General features: G+C 75.1%; 10 protein-coding genes. 7 read left to right on the plus strand and 3 right to left on the minus strand.

Features of this window, described 5'->3' with window-relative positions; translation table 11 throughout:
* Nucleotides 1-208 precede the first annotated feature (208 nt).
* Nucleotides 209-949: a TIGR03089 family protein gene (locus tag ACNYC2_RS02835; protein WP_419705591.1), complete on the minus strand. Its 741-nt coding sequence runs from the start codon at nucleotides 947-949 to the stop codon at nucleotides 209-211.
* A gap of 369 nt (nucleotides 950-1,318) precedes the next feature.
* Between ACNYC2_RS02835 and ACNYC2_RS02840 the strand changes: the two genes are divergently transcribed.
* The 3 genes from ACNYC2_RS02840 (at nucleotide 1,319) to ACNYC2_RS02850 (ending at nucleotide 6,851) form a co-directional block, all read left to right on the plus strand.
* On the plus strand, nucleotides 1,319-1,660 hold the full coding sequence (locus tag ACNYC2_RS02840) for a WhiB family transcriptional regulator (protein WP_116677974.1): 342 nt from the start codon (nucleotides 1,319-1,321) through the stop codon (nucleotides 1,658-1,660).
* Nucleotides 1,661-1,830: 170 nt separating this feature from the next.
* Nucleotides 1,831-5,250 carry a glycosyltransferase gene (locus ACNYC2_RS02845; RefSeq protein WP_419705592.1) on the plus strand — a complete coding sequence of 1,140 codons (3,420 nt, stop codon included), beginning with the start codon at nucleotides 1,831-1,833 and terminating at the stop codon, nucleotides 5,248-5,250.
* Nucleotides 5,247-6,851: a DUF5719 family protein gene (locus tag ACNYC2_RS02850; RefSeq protein WP_419705593.1), complete on the plus strand. Its 1,605-nt coding sequence runs from the start codon at nucleotides 5,247-5,249 to the stop codon at nucleotides 6,849-6,851. The genes ACNYC2_RS02845 and ACNYC2_RS02850 overlap by 4 nt, the downstream gene beginning before the upstream one ends.
* A gap of 45 nt (nucleotides 6,852-6,896) precedes the next feature.
* Here ACNYC2_RS02850 and ACNYC2_RS02855 read toward each other — a convergent pair whose 3' ends face one another.
* Complete coding sequence (locus ACNYC2_RS02855; protein WP_419705594.1) at nucleotides 6,897-7,511, minus strand: metallopeptidase family protein; 615 nt, start codon at nucleotides 7,509-7,511, stop codon at nucleotides 6,897-6,899.
* Nucleotides 7,512-8,897, minus strand: a complete 1,386-nt coding sequence (locus tag ACNYC2_RS02860) for a hypothetical protein (protein ID WP_419705595.1) — start codon at nucleotides 8,895-8,897, stop codon at nucleotides 7,512-7,514.
* Nucleotides 8,898-8,960: 63 nt separating this feature from the next.
* Between ACNYC2_RS02860 and ACNYC2_RS02865 the strand changes: the two genes are divergently transcribed.
* The 4 genes from ACNYC2_RS02865 to ACNYC2_RS02880 all read left to right on the plus strand — a co-directional run bounded on the left by ACNYC2_RS02865 (nucleotide 8,961) and on the right by ACNYC2_RS02880 (nucleotide 15,286).
* Complete coding sequence (locus ACNYC2_RS02865; protein WP_419705596.1) at nucleotides 8,961-10,601, plus strand: DUF2142 domain-containing protein; 1,641 nt, start codon at nucleotides 8,961-8,963, stop codon at nucleotides 10,599-10,601.
* A gap of 1,504 nt (nucleotides 10,602-12,105) precedes the next feature.
* Entirely contained in the window at nucleotides 12,106-13,185 is a 1,080-nt protein-coding gene (locus ACNYC2_RS02870) for a glycosyltransferase family 2 protein (RefSeq protein ID WP_419705597.1), read from the plus strand.
* Nucleotides 13,182-14,279 carry a glycosyltransferase gene (locus ACNYC2_RS02875; RefSeq protein ID WP_419705598.1) on the plus strand — a complete coding sequence of 366 codons (1,098 nt, stop codon included), beginning with the start codon at nucleotides 13,182-13,184 and terminating at the stop codon, nucleotides 14,277-14,279. Before ACNYC2_RS02870 ends, ACNYC2_RS02875 begins: the two co-directional genes overlap by 4 nt.
* On the plus strand, nucleotides 14,276-15,286 hold the full coding sequence (locus ACNYC2_RS02880) for a lysylphosphatidylglycerol synthase domain-containing protein (RefSeq protein ID WP_419705599.1): 1,011 nt from the start codon (nucleotides 14,276-14,278) through the stop codon (nucleotides 15,284-15,286). The genes ACNYC2_RS02875 and ACNYC2_RS02880 overlap by 4 nt, the downstream gene beginning before the upstream one ends.
* Nucleotides 15,287-15,317 lie beyond the last annotated feature (31 nt).

Consider the following 15,317-nt stretch of genomic DNA (forward strand, 5'->3'; position numbering starts at 1 on the left):
CGGCCCAGTGGCTGGGCTCGTCGCATCTCCGGCGCTGAAGTCAGGGAACGTCACGGCCTCAGATCCTAGGTGCTGCCTGTCGGACGGCGGCGCGCCCCCCGGGGTCGGACCGTAGAGGGTTCGTGGAGAAGACCGAAGACGTTGTGCGACAACGCCTGAAACGGCCTGCGACCGGGCATTTCGACGCCCCTGACCGGGTGCCTGCCCCCTACGGCAGCCGCGCCTGCTCCGTGCTCAGCAGACGTGTCAGCCGGGCCTCGTCCTGCTCGAGCTCCGCGGCGGTCGCCGGCGAGGTGAGGACGACCGAGCCCCCGCCTGCCCAGACGCCCAGCAGCCCGCGCAGCACCTCCGCCACGGGCCCGCGCCCGTCCATCAGGACGCGCGCACCCTCGCCGGGCTCCGGGACCAGGCCCTTGTGCCCGACGGCGCCCGCAGCGGTCACCAGGGCCTCCTGGTCGGGGTCCACCTCGGGCACCCAGCCAATGGCGTCGCCGTAGGTCATCACCGCGGAGGCCGCGTCGATGGCGCCGGACGGCAGCTCGCCGTCGTACCGGCGCGCGAGCGCGGGCAGCGAGACGACGACGAGGTCCGCGCTGTCGCCGGCCCAGCGGTCCGGGCTGTCGGTGACCACCACGTCCGGGTACGCCCCCTCGGTGCCGGGCAGCACGACCGTCACGCCCGCGCGCCAGGCCGCCAGCGTCCACACCGCGGTGCGCCAGTGCACGGGCAGGTCGACGACGATCCGTGTGCCGGGGGCGGCGTCGAACTCCTCGACGAGCAGGTTGACGGTCTTGCTGGCCCAGTTTGCGAGGACCGCGCCGGAGAGCTCGACACGCTCGCCGTCGTCCCCGTACCAGGTGAGGCGGGGCTGGCCGCCGTCGGCGGCGAGACGGGCGAGGAGGGTGGCGACGTCGGGCACGGGGCCGCCGCTGCGGGGAGCGATCTGCATGCCGCCAGCCTAAGACGTCGAGCAGCGCTGCCTCGGTGTCCGGCAGGCACATCTCGGACCTTCGGCGTGGCGACTCGCCGGGTGTCTGGACATATGAAAAACGGGGCAGTGGGTGAGACGTACGCCACGACCTGCGGAAGGACTGGTGAATTACCCGTGGAATCCGTGGGCGATAGCACATTTCCGCTTGACGACTCCAGGCGACACGCGTGTAATTCCATGTATGCAGTTTTCGTAGCGCATATGCAACAGGGCCTCGAAGCTGCACGTCTGGCCAGGCACGATGGATCGGCAAGACGGATCGGCAGATGGATCGGCATGGTCAGCCGGCAAGGCCCGGAGCACGGACACGGCATGGAGGGGCACGTCATGTGGAACATTCTGGAATCGGACGTGGAGTTCCCGACTGACGCCGAGAACGCGGCGGCACCGGTCGCACGGGTCCTGCCGCTTTTCGGTGAGCTGTACGAGCTGACCGAACCCGACGACTCCTTGCTCGGCTGGCAGGAGCGCGCCCTGTGCGCGCAGACCGACCCCGAGGCCTTCTTCCCGGAGAAGGGCGGGTCCACCCGCGAGGCCAAGAAGGTCTGTTCCGGCTGCGAGGTCAGGGCCGAGTGTCTGGACTACGCGCTGGAGAACGACGAGCGGTTCGGTATCTGGGGCGGTCTCTCGGAGCGTGAGCGGCGCAAGCTGAAGCGCCGCGCCGTCTGAGCCGGAGGTGCAGCGGAGGGTGAGGGCCGAGGAACGAGGCACTCGCCTGGAGCGGAACTGCAGGCTCGGACGGCAGACAGCAGAGTCTGAGGTCTGCGCTGGATGATGCGTGCCTCGACCGGCGCGTCTGCGGCGTGTCGGCGCAGACGCGCCGCATCATGTGAAGCGAGATGAGCGCTCCACGTACCGACAGCCTGTCGGCCCCCAGCCCGGACCGTGGTCCCCACGAGGACACGGTCGGTCCCGTATGGGCCAAGGTCCCGGCCCAGACGGCCACCGCTGCGCCGGTGGCCGTCACGGTCACGGCCGTCGTCGTGACCCGCGGCAGCAGTCCCTACCTCGCCGCGACCCTCGCGGCGCTACGGACGCAGTCCCGCACCCCTGACTCCGTCGTGGTCGTCGACGTCGACACCGCACCCGCGACGTCCGGCCACCAGGACCTGCAGCTCGGCGGCGCACGCTTCGTCGCCGGTGCGGGCGCCCGCACCTTCGGTGACGCGGTGGACGCGGCGCTCGCCGCCGTCGGCACCCCGGAGCAGGGCTGGCTCTGGTTCCTGCACGACGACTCAGCCCCCGCCCCGGGCGCCCTGGCGGCCCTCACCCGTTCGGTGGAGCACTCGAACGCGGTGGCCGTGGCGGGCTGCAAGCAGCGGCGCTGGGAGACGGGCCCGGACGGCGCGCCCCTCGACCCCGACCTGTCCGACCGGGGAGTGCTCGTCGAGGTGGGGCACACCGTCTCACCGCTCGGCCGGCGCATGACCGGCATCGACGACACCGAGATCGACCAGGGCCAGCACGACGCGCGCGAGGACGTGCTCGCCGTCGGCCTCGCCGGGGCCCTGGTGCGGGCGTCGGTCTGGCGCGAGGTCGGCGGCACCGACCCGGCCTACGGCCAGCTCGGCGACTCGACGGACTTCTGCCTACGGGTCCGGCTCGCCGGCCACCGGGTGGTCGTCGTGCCCGACGCCGTGGTGCGGCACGCACAGGTCGCGCTGCACGCTCCCGGCTCGTCAGGGGCCCGGCGCCGCAGCCAGCTCTACCTCCGGCTGACCTCGGTGGCGCCGTGGATCCTGCCGTTCGCGATGCTCGCGATGGTGCTGTGGGCGCCGTTCGCCGCGAGCTACCGGCTCGCGATGAAGCAGCCCGACCAGGCGCGCGACGAGCTGTTCGCACCGCTGTGGGCGGTGTTCCGGCTGGGGCCGCTCCTGCGCGCCCGGCGCCGGATCGCACGCACCTCGACAGTGCCCCGCAGCGTGCTGCGGCCGCTGCTGGGCACCTGGCGCGAGGTGGCCACCGAGCGACGCGACAGGCGGCTCGCCCGCGGCGAGGCACACCGGGTGGACGCCGCCCCGTCCGAGCTGGAGCAGGCAGAGCTGCAGGCGCTCGCCGTCCGGCGCCGAGCCGCGCTGGGCGCCGTGCTGCTCACCGCCGTGGGCCTCGCGGCGGCGCTGTTCGGGCCCGCTCTCGGCGCCCTCGCGGCCGGCGGACGCCTGGTCGGCGGCGCGCTGCTCCCGGCGGGCGGCACGACGGCGACCGCCTGGTCGGCGGCGACGTCCGGCTGGGTGCGCGACGGGCTCGGCACCGCCGCCCCGGCGGACCCGCTGCTGTTCGTGCTGACCGGCCTCTCCGCACTGGTCGGAGGATCGCTGCAGCACGCGGTGGACGCCGTGCTCCTGCTCGCGCTGCCCGTCGCCGCCGTCGGGGCGTGGGCCGCGGCCGGCACCGTGACCCGTTCCGTGTGGCTGCGGGCGCTCGCGGCATTCGCGTGGACCGTCGCCCCGGCGTTCCTCGGAGCGCTGGACGGTGGCCTGCTCGGCGGGGTGCTGGCGCACGCGCTGCTGCCCTGGACCGCCGTCGCGCTGGTCCGTGCGGTGGGCGTCCAGGCGGCCGACAGGCTCGGGCCGCCCGACGGCGCCGCCGAGGAGACCGTAGGCGCCGCCGCCCGCGCGTCCCGGACGAGCTCCGGCTCGCTGGGCGCGGCGGGCGCGAGCGGCCTGCTGCTCGCCTGCGTGGTGGCCGGCGCGCCCGCCCTGCTTCCTGCGGCCGTCGTGGTGCTGCTCGGGGCGCTGCTCGTCGCCCCGCGCCGCCGCGTCTACCTCGCGCTCGCGGTGGTACCGGCCCTCGTGGTCGGCGCCCCGCTCTGGTGGACCGCGCTGCGCCACGGCAACAGCAGGCTCCTGACGGCGGAGCCGCTGGCCGGGTCCGGCGTCCCGGAAGCGGTCATCGACTCGGGCCCGGTCTCGGGCCTCCAGCTGCTGCTCGGCCTGCCCGCTGTCCCCGCCCCCTGGTTCGACGTGCCCGGCGACGGTCTCGTGCCGTCCGCCGTCCGCGCCATGGTGGCGGCGGGCCCGTGGGCGCTCGGCGCGCTGGTGCTCGCACTGGCGGTGGTCGGTCTCGGCGCGGCGCTGCTGGGCATCGGCCGCAAGCGGGTCCCGGAGTCGGCGCAGCACGTCGCCGCGACGTCGCTCGTGGGCTGGCTGGTCGCCGCTGCGGGCCTCGCCGTGGCGGTCCTGGCCCAGGGCGACGGCAGGTGGTCCGGCTCCGGGCTGTCGCTGGTCCTGCTCGGCCTGAGCGCCGCGGCCCTCGCGGGTGTCCGTGTGCTCGCCGAGAGCGGGGCGTCGCTCCGGGGCTTCCTCGGTTCGGCACGCAAGGTCGCGGCGGTCGCCCTGGTGGTGGTCGCGCTCGTGCTTCCCGCCGCGCAGGCGGCCGCGTGGCTGACCGGCTCGGGCAGCATCGCGGGCTCCGGGCGGAGCGGCCTGCTGCACGTGACCACCGACCCGGTGGTGCCCGCCGTCGGGCAGCAGATGCAGGCGCCGCCACGGCAGGCACGCGTGCTGGAGGTGGGGTTCGCCGGCGACGCGGGCAGCACCGGCGCCGCGGACGACACGGTGCAGTACGCCCTCCTGCGCGCCGACGGCTCGCAGCTCGCCGACATCTCGGCGACGGCCAGGGCGACGGCGGACGATCGCGCCGGGGCGGGCGACGAGCCGGTGGGCACCCTGGACGACGCGGTCGCGGCGCTGGTCTCCGGCGCTACCGAGGGCGTGCCGGAACAGCTCGCCGACCTCGGGATCGGTGCGGTCCAGGTCCGGTCGGACGGCGGCCTGAGCGCGATGCCCGGAGCTGACCCCGCGCGCGCCGTCGGCGACCTCGTGGCGACGCTCGACATGGTGCCCGGCATGAGCCGGGTCACCGAGGGGCAGGCGATCTCCGTGTGGCGGGTCGCCCCGGTGGGCGAGCCCGCGCCGGGCTGGGCCCGGATCGAGGAGGCGGGCGCCACGGAGCGGGCGCTGCCGTCCGGGGGTACCGCGGTCCGCGCCGACGTGACCGCGGGCGGTGCGGACCGCGCCGTCGTGCTCGCGGAGGCGGCGGGACCTGGCTGGCACGCGACCCTCGACGGGCGTCGGCTGGAGCCGGTGGCCGTCGACGAGTCGGCGGGCCTGCAGGCGTTCGCGCTCGGGCCCGACGCCGGGCACCTCGTGGTGCGCTACGAGGCGCCCCACCGCACGGCATGGCTGGTGCTCACGACGTTCACGCTGGTGGTCTTCGCCCTGCTGGCCCTGCCGGTGGGACGTAGGAGGGTTCGATGAAGCGCAAGAAGCTGGTGGTCCCGGCGGTCGCCCGGCGGTCGGCCGCGGCGGTCGGTGGCCTGCTCTGCGCGATGGCGGTCGCCGCCCTTGCCACCACGGGCGGCGGCGAGCGGGTCACGCCACCGGCGGACGCCGTTCGCGCCGTCCCCGTGGCCGCCGCCGAGACCGGGCTGGTCTGCCCCATGCCCGCCGAGCTGCAGCAGCCGGACGTCGGCGACGACGAGTTCAGCGCGGTCCGGGGAGAGACCACGACGTCGCTCACCGCCGCCGTGCTGGACGGCGCCGAGGGTGCGGAGCCCTCGGTCACCACCCTGGACGGGTCCGCGGCGCCGGACCTTCCCGGCCCGCTCGTGACCGGCGGCGTCGCCGCGGTGCGCGAGGGCGCGGTCACCGGGGCGCGCACGGTGCGCGTGACGCCGAGCGGTGCCACGTACGCGACGGGGACCGTCGCTTCGGTGACCACCGACGGTGACCTGCGTGGCATGGTCGCGGGGCCGTGCGCGGTGCCGTCCGTCGAGCACTGGCTGGTCGGCGGCAGCACCTCGGTGGGTTCGAGCGGCCGCCTGGTGCTGCAGAACCCCGGCCGGACGCCGGCCACCGTGTCGCTCGAGGCCTGGGGCGCGTCCGGTCCCGTGGTGCTGGGGAGCCAGTCGCTCGTCGTCGTGCCGCCGGGCGAGCAGGTGGTCACCATGCTCGAGGCCATCGCGCCCGACCAGAGCCGGCTCGCGCTGCACGTCACCGCCGAGGGCGGCCGCGTGGGCGCCTACGTGCAGCACCACCGCATCGAGGGCCTGGTGCCCGCGGGCGCCGACCTCGTCGTGGGAGGCGCCGCGCCGTCCCGCACGACCGCGGTCTCGGGCGTGGTCAGCACCGGCGAGCCGGTGGACGACCCGCACGCGCCGCGCCTCGACCTGCTGACTCCCGGCACGGTGGCCGGCACGGCGAACCTCGCTGTGCTCGGGCCCGACGGACCGGTCCGGCTGCGTGGCGGCGAGGAGCTGCCCCTCGAACCGGGCAAGGTCACCACCCTGCCCCTGGGCGGGCTGCCCGCCGGTGCCTACACGGTCGTCGTGGACGCCGACGTGCCGGTCGTCGCCGGCGGCGTCCTGGACAGGAAGGGTTCGGCCGCCGACGACGCGGTGGTCGACGAGGACCCGTACGACCGCGCCTGGCTGGCCGGGCAGGCGGTAGGCGCGACCGGCCCGGTGGCCGACGGCGCGGTCGCCGTCCCCGACCACTCCGCGTACGTGGTGACGCTGAGCGGCGTGCCGGGCGAGCGTGACCCGGACCGGATCGACGACGTGGACGACAGCACCGCCGTCGAGCTGCGCGGCGTCGGGCCGGACGGCGAGGAGGCCTGGACCCGCACGGTGGAGGTGCCCACCGGTGAGACCGTCGAGCTGGAGTGGGGGGACGACCTGGAGAAGCTGGGCGAAACCGTCGCGGTGGTCGCGGAGCAGCCCGCCGGGCAGCCGGGCGTCGTCTGGTCGGTGCGCATCGCCGAGGACAGCGACACGACCCTGTTCTCGGTGCTCTCGCCGACGGCGCCGCTCGCCGCGGGCGGGGACGTGCACGTGCGCCGGGTGGACGCGGCCGGCTGAGCGGCCGGCCGTAGGGTCAGCCGGCCGTCGGTCAGCCCGCGAGAGTCAGGAGCGGTCGCCGAAGTTCGGGTCGATCTCCTCCGGGGTGCGGGCCAGCATGTGTGCCACCTGCTCCACCACGACGTCGCGCACCAGGTCGGCGAGGTCCTCCCGGTCGAGGGCGCGCACCTCGACGGGCCGGCGGTAGACCACCACGCGCCCGGGCCGGCCGGCCTCCGCCGGGAAGAACCGGCCGAGCAGCACACCGCCGTCCTCCCACGGCGCCGGGTCCGACGGCGGCACGTCCTCGACGGCAAACTCGGTGCCGCGCAGCTGTGCGGCCCACGTCCGGTCGAGGTCCTCGACGACGTCGAGCACGAAGTCGTCGAACCGCTGCGCCCGCGTGCGGTGCGCGGGAGTGCCGGGCGGGAACATCGGGCCCCGCAGACCGCGGCCGCGCCGGTCCCGGCGCCGGGGACGTACCGCCTCGCCGGGGGAGTCGCCGGAGCGGATCGCCGCGAGCCGGAGCAGGTCCGCCTGGGAGGCCTTGGGGATACCGGCCGGGCTGCCGGCCGAGCTGCCGGTACTGCTGGGGCTGCTGGAGCTACCGGATGAGCTGCCGGCCGGGCCGGTACCGCGGTCCGACCGCCGGTTCCGGCCGCGTGGAGAGAACGGAGGCACCTACCGACGATACGTCCGATCGGGGTCCCGGTTCGTCACCGCCACGGCAACCGCGACGCACGCGAGCCCCCAGGCCAGCCACGCGCCGGGCACCGATAGCGAACCGTCGGGCCACGGCCCGGCGTAGCGCGGCGCGGAGACCGCGATCCAGATGGCCTGGTCGATCAGGGGTACCGCGCACCAGAGCCCGGCCGCCCAGGACAGCCGGCGGCCCGTCGAGAGCAGGCCCTGGGCCACGAGCATCGCGAGGATCCCGATCACCGGGAGGAGGTAGCGCGGATGCGGCGAGCCGCCGCCCGCGGTGTAGACGAGCTGCATCGCCAGGGTCGCCGCGACCGCCGTCGCACCGGTCACGAGGAGCAGCACGTCGGCCCGCCCGGCCGCGGGCAGCCGGACGTCCCGCGCGGCGCGGACGCCCGCGACGACGGCCAGCGCGGCGGGCACGACCAGCAGGAGCAGCACCACCGCGGCGTCGGGCAGCCTGTCGTGCCCGAACACCGCGAGGAGCTGGACCCAGAACCCGGCGTCGGCGAGCACCTCGGGGACGGGACGGATCACCCGGTCCAGGTTCTCGGCCGCCCAGTCGGGGTGCCCGCCCGTGATCGACCCGGTCAGGGCGACGTTGCGCAGGTAGAACCAGCCGGACGTCGCCGCCACGGCGGCCGGGACGCCGAGCGCGACGACTATGGCGCGCACGGCGTCACCTCGGACGGTCGCGCCGCGGACGCCGGGCGGGCCCGCGGTCCGCAGGAGCACCCCGGCCAGCACGGCGGCGACCAGGACGCCCACCATGACCATCGTGTGCAGGCGCGTGCCGAGGCACAGCGCCGAGACCACTACCAGCCCCGCGGCGCGCGGCCAGGTCAGGCCGGACCGGACGACACCCGCCGCGAGGCCGAGCAGCCAGGTCGTGAGCAGGGCGGCGAAGATGTCGTTGTAGCCCGAGCCGCCGACCCGGGCGACCCACGCCGTCGTGCCCACGACCAGCGCGGTGACGGGGGCGAGGAGCGGCGACGCCGGGAAGGCCCGCCGGGCCGCCCAGGCCGCCACCAGCACGAGCAGACCCGCGCCCAGCACGTTCAGGCCGCGCGCGGCGTAGACCGCCCCGATGACGTGCCCGCCCTCCACGAGAGGCCCGACCACGGGCGCCAGCACCAGGTAGTACAGCGGCGGGTGCTGGGCGGCCCACTGCACCGGCGGCACGGAGCCGGCCTCGGGCGCCAGCACCAGGCCGTCCTCGAAGACCGGCAGGTGCCCGGTCCACACCTGATAGGCGTAGTCGAGGTGGGCCGTCTCGTCGCCGGTGTGCAGCGGAGGGCTCAGCAGCGCCTGGACGAGCGAGGCGAGGATCGCGGCCAGCACGGCGGCGGGTACGAGGTGGCGCACGGGGGCCACAGTAGGGCCTCCCGATGTCCGGACGACGGCGGGCGTGCCCCCTATCCTGTCAGCGTGCGCGACGATCCTGCCGAGGTGGCGTACCGCCGGGGCCTCGCCCTCGTCACCGCTCTGGTCATGCTGACGGGTGCGCTGTGGGCGGTGCTGGCCCCGCCGTTCCGGGCGCCGGACGAGCCGCAGCACGTCAACAGCGTGCTCCGCCTCGCCTACGGCGGCGGGTGGCCGGCCGCCGGCGAGGCCCTGGTGGGTCCCGCCGTCGACGCCGCCCGGTACCAGGCCGAGCTGGAGACCGACCTGCCCGGCAGGCACTTCGACCGGGAGGACGTACCGCCGTTCGTCGCGGTCGCGCCCGTCCCGGACGGCGACCGGTTCGTGGTCGACGCCGGCAACGCCCTGGCCGACCCGGTGCCCGCCGGCGCCAGCACGCGGCACCTGCCCGAGGACGCCGTCGACCAGATGACGCAGCATCCGCCGCTGTACTACGCGGTCGCTGCGCTGGTGCTGCGCGGGACCGGGATGGCCGAGGCGCGCTGGGACCACCAGCTGCTCACCCTGCGCCTGTTCGACGTCGCGCTCCTGGTGCCCGTGCCGCTGCTGGCCGCGGCCGCCGCGCGGCGGTTGTCGGGGTCGCGCCCGGCGGCGCTCGTGGCGGCGTCGTTCACGCTCTTCGTGCCGCAGGCCGGGCACATCCTGGGCAGCGTGACCAACGACGCGCTCGTGACGCTGAGCGGGGCGGCGATCACCTACCTGTGCGCCGTCGTCCTCGGTGGCGACCTGCGGGCCCGGACCGCCGTCCGGCTGGGCATCGCGCTCGGCGTGGGACTGCTGACCAAGGTGATGGTCGTGTTCGCGCTGCCCATGGTGGCCGCGGCCTACCTGGTGGCGTCCGGCCCCCGCGCCCGCCGGCTGCGCGGCGTGCTCCTCGCGGGCGCCGTCGCGCTGGCCGTCGGCGGCTGGTGGTGGCTGCGCAACCTCCTGGTCCTGGGCACGGTCCAGCCGGTCGGTATCCCGGACCGCTTCGCCGAGGGTGAGCCGGACGGCCTCTGGTACTTCCTGCGGACCGGGGTGACGCAGGTGACCAGGTCGTTCTTCGGCAACTTCGGCTGGCTCGAGCTGCGGATACCTGACCCGGTCTTCTGGACCGCCGCGGTCACCATCGGTGCGCTGGCCGTGATCGCGCTGGTGCGCCTGACCGCCACCCGGCGGGCGGTGGCCGTGCTCCTGCTGCTGCCCGCCGCCCTGTGGCTCGCGGTCCTGGCCAACGCCTGGCCCGCCTACCAGGAGACCGGCCTGGTCATCGCGGTGCAGGGCAGGTACCTGTTCGCCGGGCTCGCGGCGCTGTCGGTGACGACGGCGCTCGGCGCGGCGGCGCTGCTCGGTCCGCGGATCGGCCGGGCCGTGCCCTGGATCGTGGGGGCGGCCTGCGCGGCCGCCGCGAGCGGCCTCGCCTTCGGGTTCTGGGGCTTCTACCAGGGCCCGACATCGACGGTGGCCGACGCCGCGGCCCGCTGGGCCGGCTGGAGCCCGCTGACCGGGCCTCAGCTCGCGGCGCTGGTCCTGGTGCTCGTGCTGGCGGCCGTGGCCGCGGTGCTGGCCTGCGGCCTGTTCGCCCGCAGCACCGCCCTCGCGGAGACGACGGCGGTCCCGCAGGCGAACGCTGCGACGACCGCGGCCGGCACCGGCAGCTCCGCGTAGTAGCCCGCAGGCGGTGCCGTGGACAGCTCCACCGCCAGCCAGACCACGAGGTCGGCCAGGGAGATGGCGGTCCAGAGCGGGAGATACCGGCGCAGGCGCGTCGACAGGCCTGCCGCCACGGCAAGGCACAGCGGCAGCGAGACCACGAGCAGGTAGCGCGGGTAGATTCCGCCGCTGTTCGCCGCGTACAGCACCTGCATGGTGACGGCCACGACGACGGCGCCTGCCGGCAGCGCGAGGAGCAGCAGGCCGTCGGTGTGTGCTGCGCCCGGGTCGTCGGCGTTGCCGGCCGTCGACCCGTGCGTGAGCCGGCGGGCCCGCCGCAGTGCGGCCCTGCCCGCGATGACCAGGGGGACCCAGAGGAGCAGGAGCGCCGTGAGCACGAGCGTCGTGATGATGTACGGGTTGCTCGGGGGCAGGCGGCCCGCCCACCAGAAGAGGTCGGGCAGCCGGGCCCAGGTCACCGGGTCCACCAGGACCAGCCAGACGGGCCGCTCCGTACGGTTCTGGTTCGCCAGCGCCCAGTCGAAGTGCGAGCCGGTGATGGTCCCGGTGAGCGCCAGGTTGCGGAGGTAGAACCAGCCGCTCGCCGCGAGCACGGTCAGCGGCCCGGCCACGGACAACGCGACCACCGGACCCCAGCGGACCCTGCCCTGCCGGGCGCGGACCGCCCCGGCGACCACCGCGGCGGCTGCCACGGCGACGGCGACGGCACCCGCCGACAGCCGGGTGAGCGACGCGGCAGCGGCCACCACGGAGATCAGCGCGATCAGGCGCGCGTCGAGCCCGCGCCGGATCACGGTGCCCACCAGCCCGAGCAGCACGGTCACCCACAGGGTGGCCAGCAGGTCGTTGTACGCGGTGCCGCCGACGTGGGCGACCGCCGCCGTCACGCTCGTCAGGAACGCGACGAGGAGCGGCAGCGCGCTGCCGGGCCGGGTCAGCCGGCGTGCGCTCCACCAGGCGGCGACCACGAGGACGCCGGACAGCAGCACGTTGACGCCCCGCGCCGCGTAGACGGCGGCGACGGGGTGTCCGGCGTCGGCCAGCGGGCCGACCAGTGGCGCGATCAGCAGGTAGTACAGCGGCGGGTGCTGCGCCGTCCACTGGACCGGGGCGAGCCAGGCGCCGTCGGGCCGCAGCAGCAGGCCGTCCTCGAAGACCGGGAGGTCGCCGTGCCAGAGCTGATAGGCGTAGTCGACGTGCGGTGGCTCGTCGCCGGTGGCGTACGGGGCGTCCGCCAGGGCGACGGTCAGTGCCAGCAGGACTGCGGTGAGGGCGCTGGTCAGAACGGCCAGGCGCTCGCCGCCGGGGGAGCGCGCCGGGGAGCGGGTCACGCGTGCAGAGTAGCCGCGCCTCCTTTACCCATTCTGTCGCTCCGGTCACGACCGGGTAACGGAAACTGAATGGCACGCAGTGTTCACGCCCCGGTCATGTGCCGTGCTTACCGTTTGTGCAGCCACTCCTCTGCGTGCCGAGAGCCTGCTACCGAAAGCACAGGGCCATGAAGCTGTTCGTGCAGATTCCCTGTTTGAACGAGGAAGAAACACTTCCTCTGGTGCTTGCCACGATTCCGCGGGACATCCCGGGAGTCGACGAGATAGAAATCCTGGTCGTCGACGACGGGTCCACGGACGACACGGTCGAGGTGGCGCGTCGCCTCGGCGTGCGGCACTTCGTGCACCACGCCCGGAACATGGGGCTGGCCCGGTCGTTCCGGGACGGCGTCGACTACGCGCTGCGGCACGGTGCCGACATCGTCGTGAACACCGACGGCGACAACCAGTACCCGCAGGAACGGATCGGCGACCTGGTGATGCCCGTGGTGCTGGGCGACGCCGACATCGTGATCGCCGACCGGCAGACCGGCACCATCGAGCATTTCTCCCCGCTGAAGAAGGCGCTGCAGAAGGTGGGCAGCGAGGTGGTGAACTTCGCCGCGGGAACCGACCTGCCCGACGCCGCGAGCGGTTTCCGCGCCTATTCGCGCGGGGCGTTGTTGCGCCTCAATGTCGTCACGCAGTTCAGCTACTGCATGGAGACGATCATCCAGGCCGGGAACAAGCGGCTGCGGATCCAGAGCCTGCCGATCACCACCAATGCGAAGACCCGCGAGTCGCGCCTCTTCTCGAGCATGTGGCAGCACATCGCGAAGTCGGGCCAGGCGATCAGCCGGTCCTACGTGATGTACAAGCCGCACGCGGTGTTCCTCACGCTCGGACTCGTCTTCGCGGTCGGTGCGGCGGTGCCGTTCGGCAGGTACGCGATGCTCCTCGCGACCGGCACCCCCGGGCAGCACCTCCAGTCCATAGTGCTCGGGGCGACCTCCACGGTCGGGGTGCTGCTCAGCTTCGCCCTGCTCGTGCTCGCCGACCTCCAGCGCACCAACCGGGTGCTGCTCGAGGACACTCTGGAACGCTTGAAAGAGGTGCAGTACGGCACGACGGCGGCCCCGGCCGGATCGGCGGCAGCGGACAGCCGGAGGCCGTCCGGCGGCAGCCGGCCGCGCCCGGTCGAGCTGACCGGTCCGCTGGACCGCGCCCAGCCGGCGGGACCTGCCGACCTCTCGGCCGCCGTCCAGTGATCGCTTTCGGCACGTACGACGCCGCGCGCCACCCCCGCATCGCCGTCCTGATCGCGGGGCTGCGTGCCCACGGCAGCAAGGTCACCGAGCTGAACCGGCCGCTCGGCTTCTCCACCGCCGAACGGGTGCGCATGCTCCAGCAGCCGTGGCGGCTGCCCGCCCTCGCGATCCGGCTCCTGCTCTGCTGGGCGGGCCTGGTGCGCGACACCGTGCGGCAGCGACGGGCGGAGGGCCGGCCCGGTGCCGTGCTCGTCGGCTACCTCGGCCACTTCGACGTCGTCCTCGCGCGGCTGCTCCACCCGCGCTCGGTGATCGTGCTCGACCATCTGGTCTTCGCCGGGGACACCGCCGCCGACCGCGGGGCCGCCGGCCTGCGGGTGCGGCTGCTGACCGGGCTGGACCGGCTGGCCGTCGCGTGCGCCGACCTCGTCGTCACGGACACCGAGGAGCACCGGCAGATGCTTCCCGACCCGGACAAGGGCGTCGTCGTGCTGGTCGGCGCACCGGACGCGTGGCGGACGGCGGCCTCCCTGCCGGATGCCCCGACCGACGAAGAGCTGTCCGTCGTCTTCTTCGGGCTGTACACGCCGCTGCAGGGCGCACCCGTCATCGCCGAGGCGGTGCGCGACGCCGTCGCGGCGGGCGCCCCGCTGCGCGTCACGATGGTCGGCGCGGGCCAGGACCTGCCCCGGGCGCGCGAGATCCTGGCGGGCACACCGGGCGTGACCTGGCACGACTGGGTGGACGCCGACGAGCTGCCCGGCCTCGTCGCCGGGCACCAGGTCTGCCTGGGCATCTTCAGCGACACCCCGAAGGGCGTGCGCGTGGTGCCGAACAAGGTGTACCAGGGGCTCGCGGCGGGCTGCGTGGTGGTCACCTCGGACACCCCGCCGCAGCGCAGGGCACTGGGGGAGCACGTCGAGCTGGTCCCGGCGGCCGATCCCGGGGCGCTCGCCGCCGAGCTCGGCAACCTCTGCGACCCCGCGGTGCTGGCCGCTGCCCGGGAACGTGCGGCGCGCGGCCGGGACCGGATTCGCCCGCAGGTCGTCACCGAACCGCTGGTCGCCGAGCTGCGGCGCAGGGGAGTGCTGTGACGAGGACCGGTGCGGGGACGACGGAACCCGGCACGACGGCGCCCGGGATGGTGGCGCCCGCCGCCCGCCGCCCGGTCGTCAGCGGCGCACTGGCCGTCCTGCGGTCGCGGTGGGTGCGGTGGGGCTTCCTGGCCGCCGCACTCGGGCTGGCCGTCTGGTACGTGCTGGGCAACCGGGCGGCCCTGGCGCGCGCGGCGACGGACCTGTCCGGGACCGAGGTGGCCCTGGTCGTCGTCCTCGGCGCTGCGTACGTATGGTGCACGCTGCTCGCCTGGCGCGTGGTCCTGGCGGACCTCGGCTCGCCCCTGTCGTTGCGGAGCGCCGTCGCCGTGTTCGGCGTCAGCCAGCTCGGCAAGTACGTGCCCGGCGGCGTGTGGAACGTCGTGGCCGCCGCCGAGGTCGGGGCGGGGCACGGCGTGCCGCGCAGCAGGTCGGCCACGTCGATGCTCGTCGCCGTCGCGGTGTCGGTGGCGTCGGGCGCCGCGGTGGGCGCCGTCGCGCTGCCGTTCGTCTCGGCGGGTGCGCTGGGCGCCTGGTCGTGGGTGGTGTGGGCGGCGCCCGTCGTCGTGCTGGTGCTCGCGCCGCCGGTGCTCAACCGGCTGATCGGGCTGGCGCTACGAATCGCCCGGCGTGGCGCGCTGGAGCACCCGATGACCTGGGACGGCCTGGGCCGGGCCGCAGCCTGGTCCGTCGCGGGGTGGCTCGTCGCCGGCCTGCAGCTCTGGGTGCTCTGCGCGGGGCTCGGCCTGCCCCTCACCGTCCGGACCTTCGCCCTGGCGGCCGGCGGCTGGGCGCTCGCGTGGACCGCCGGATTCCTGTTCGTGGTCGCGCCGGCCGGCGCGGGCGTGCGCGAGCTGGTGCTGGCCTCGGTCCTCGCGGGTGCGCTGCCCGCCCCTGCCGCGGCCCTCGCGGTGCTCGTCAGCAGGGTGGTCCTGACGCTCGTCGACCTGGCCTTTGCGGGCGTGGGGCTCCTGCTGGCCCGCCGCGGAAGCAGACAGCGAGAATGACCATGCACCTGCTGCCACGCCGGGCGTGATC

Source organism: Promicromonospora sp. NFX87 (assembly GCF_048564965.1).
In the GTDB taxonomy this organism is placed as follows: Bacteria; Actinomycetota; Actinomycetes; order Actinomycetales; family Cellulomonadaceae; genus Promicromonospora.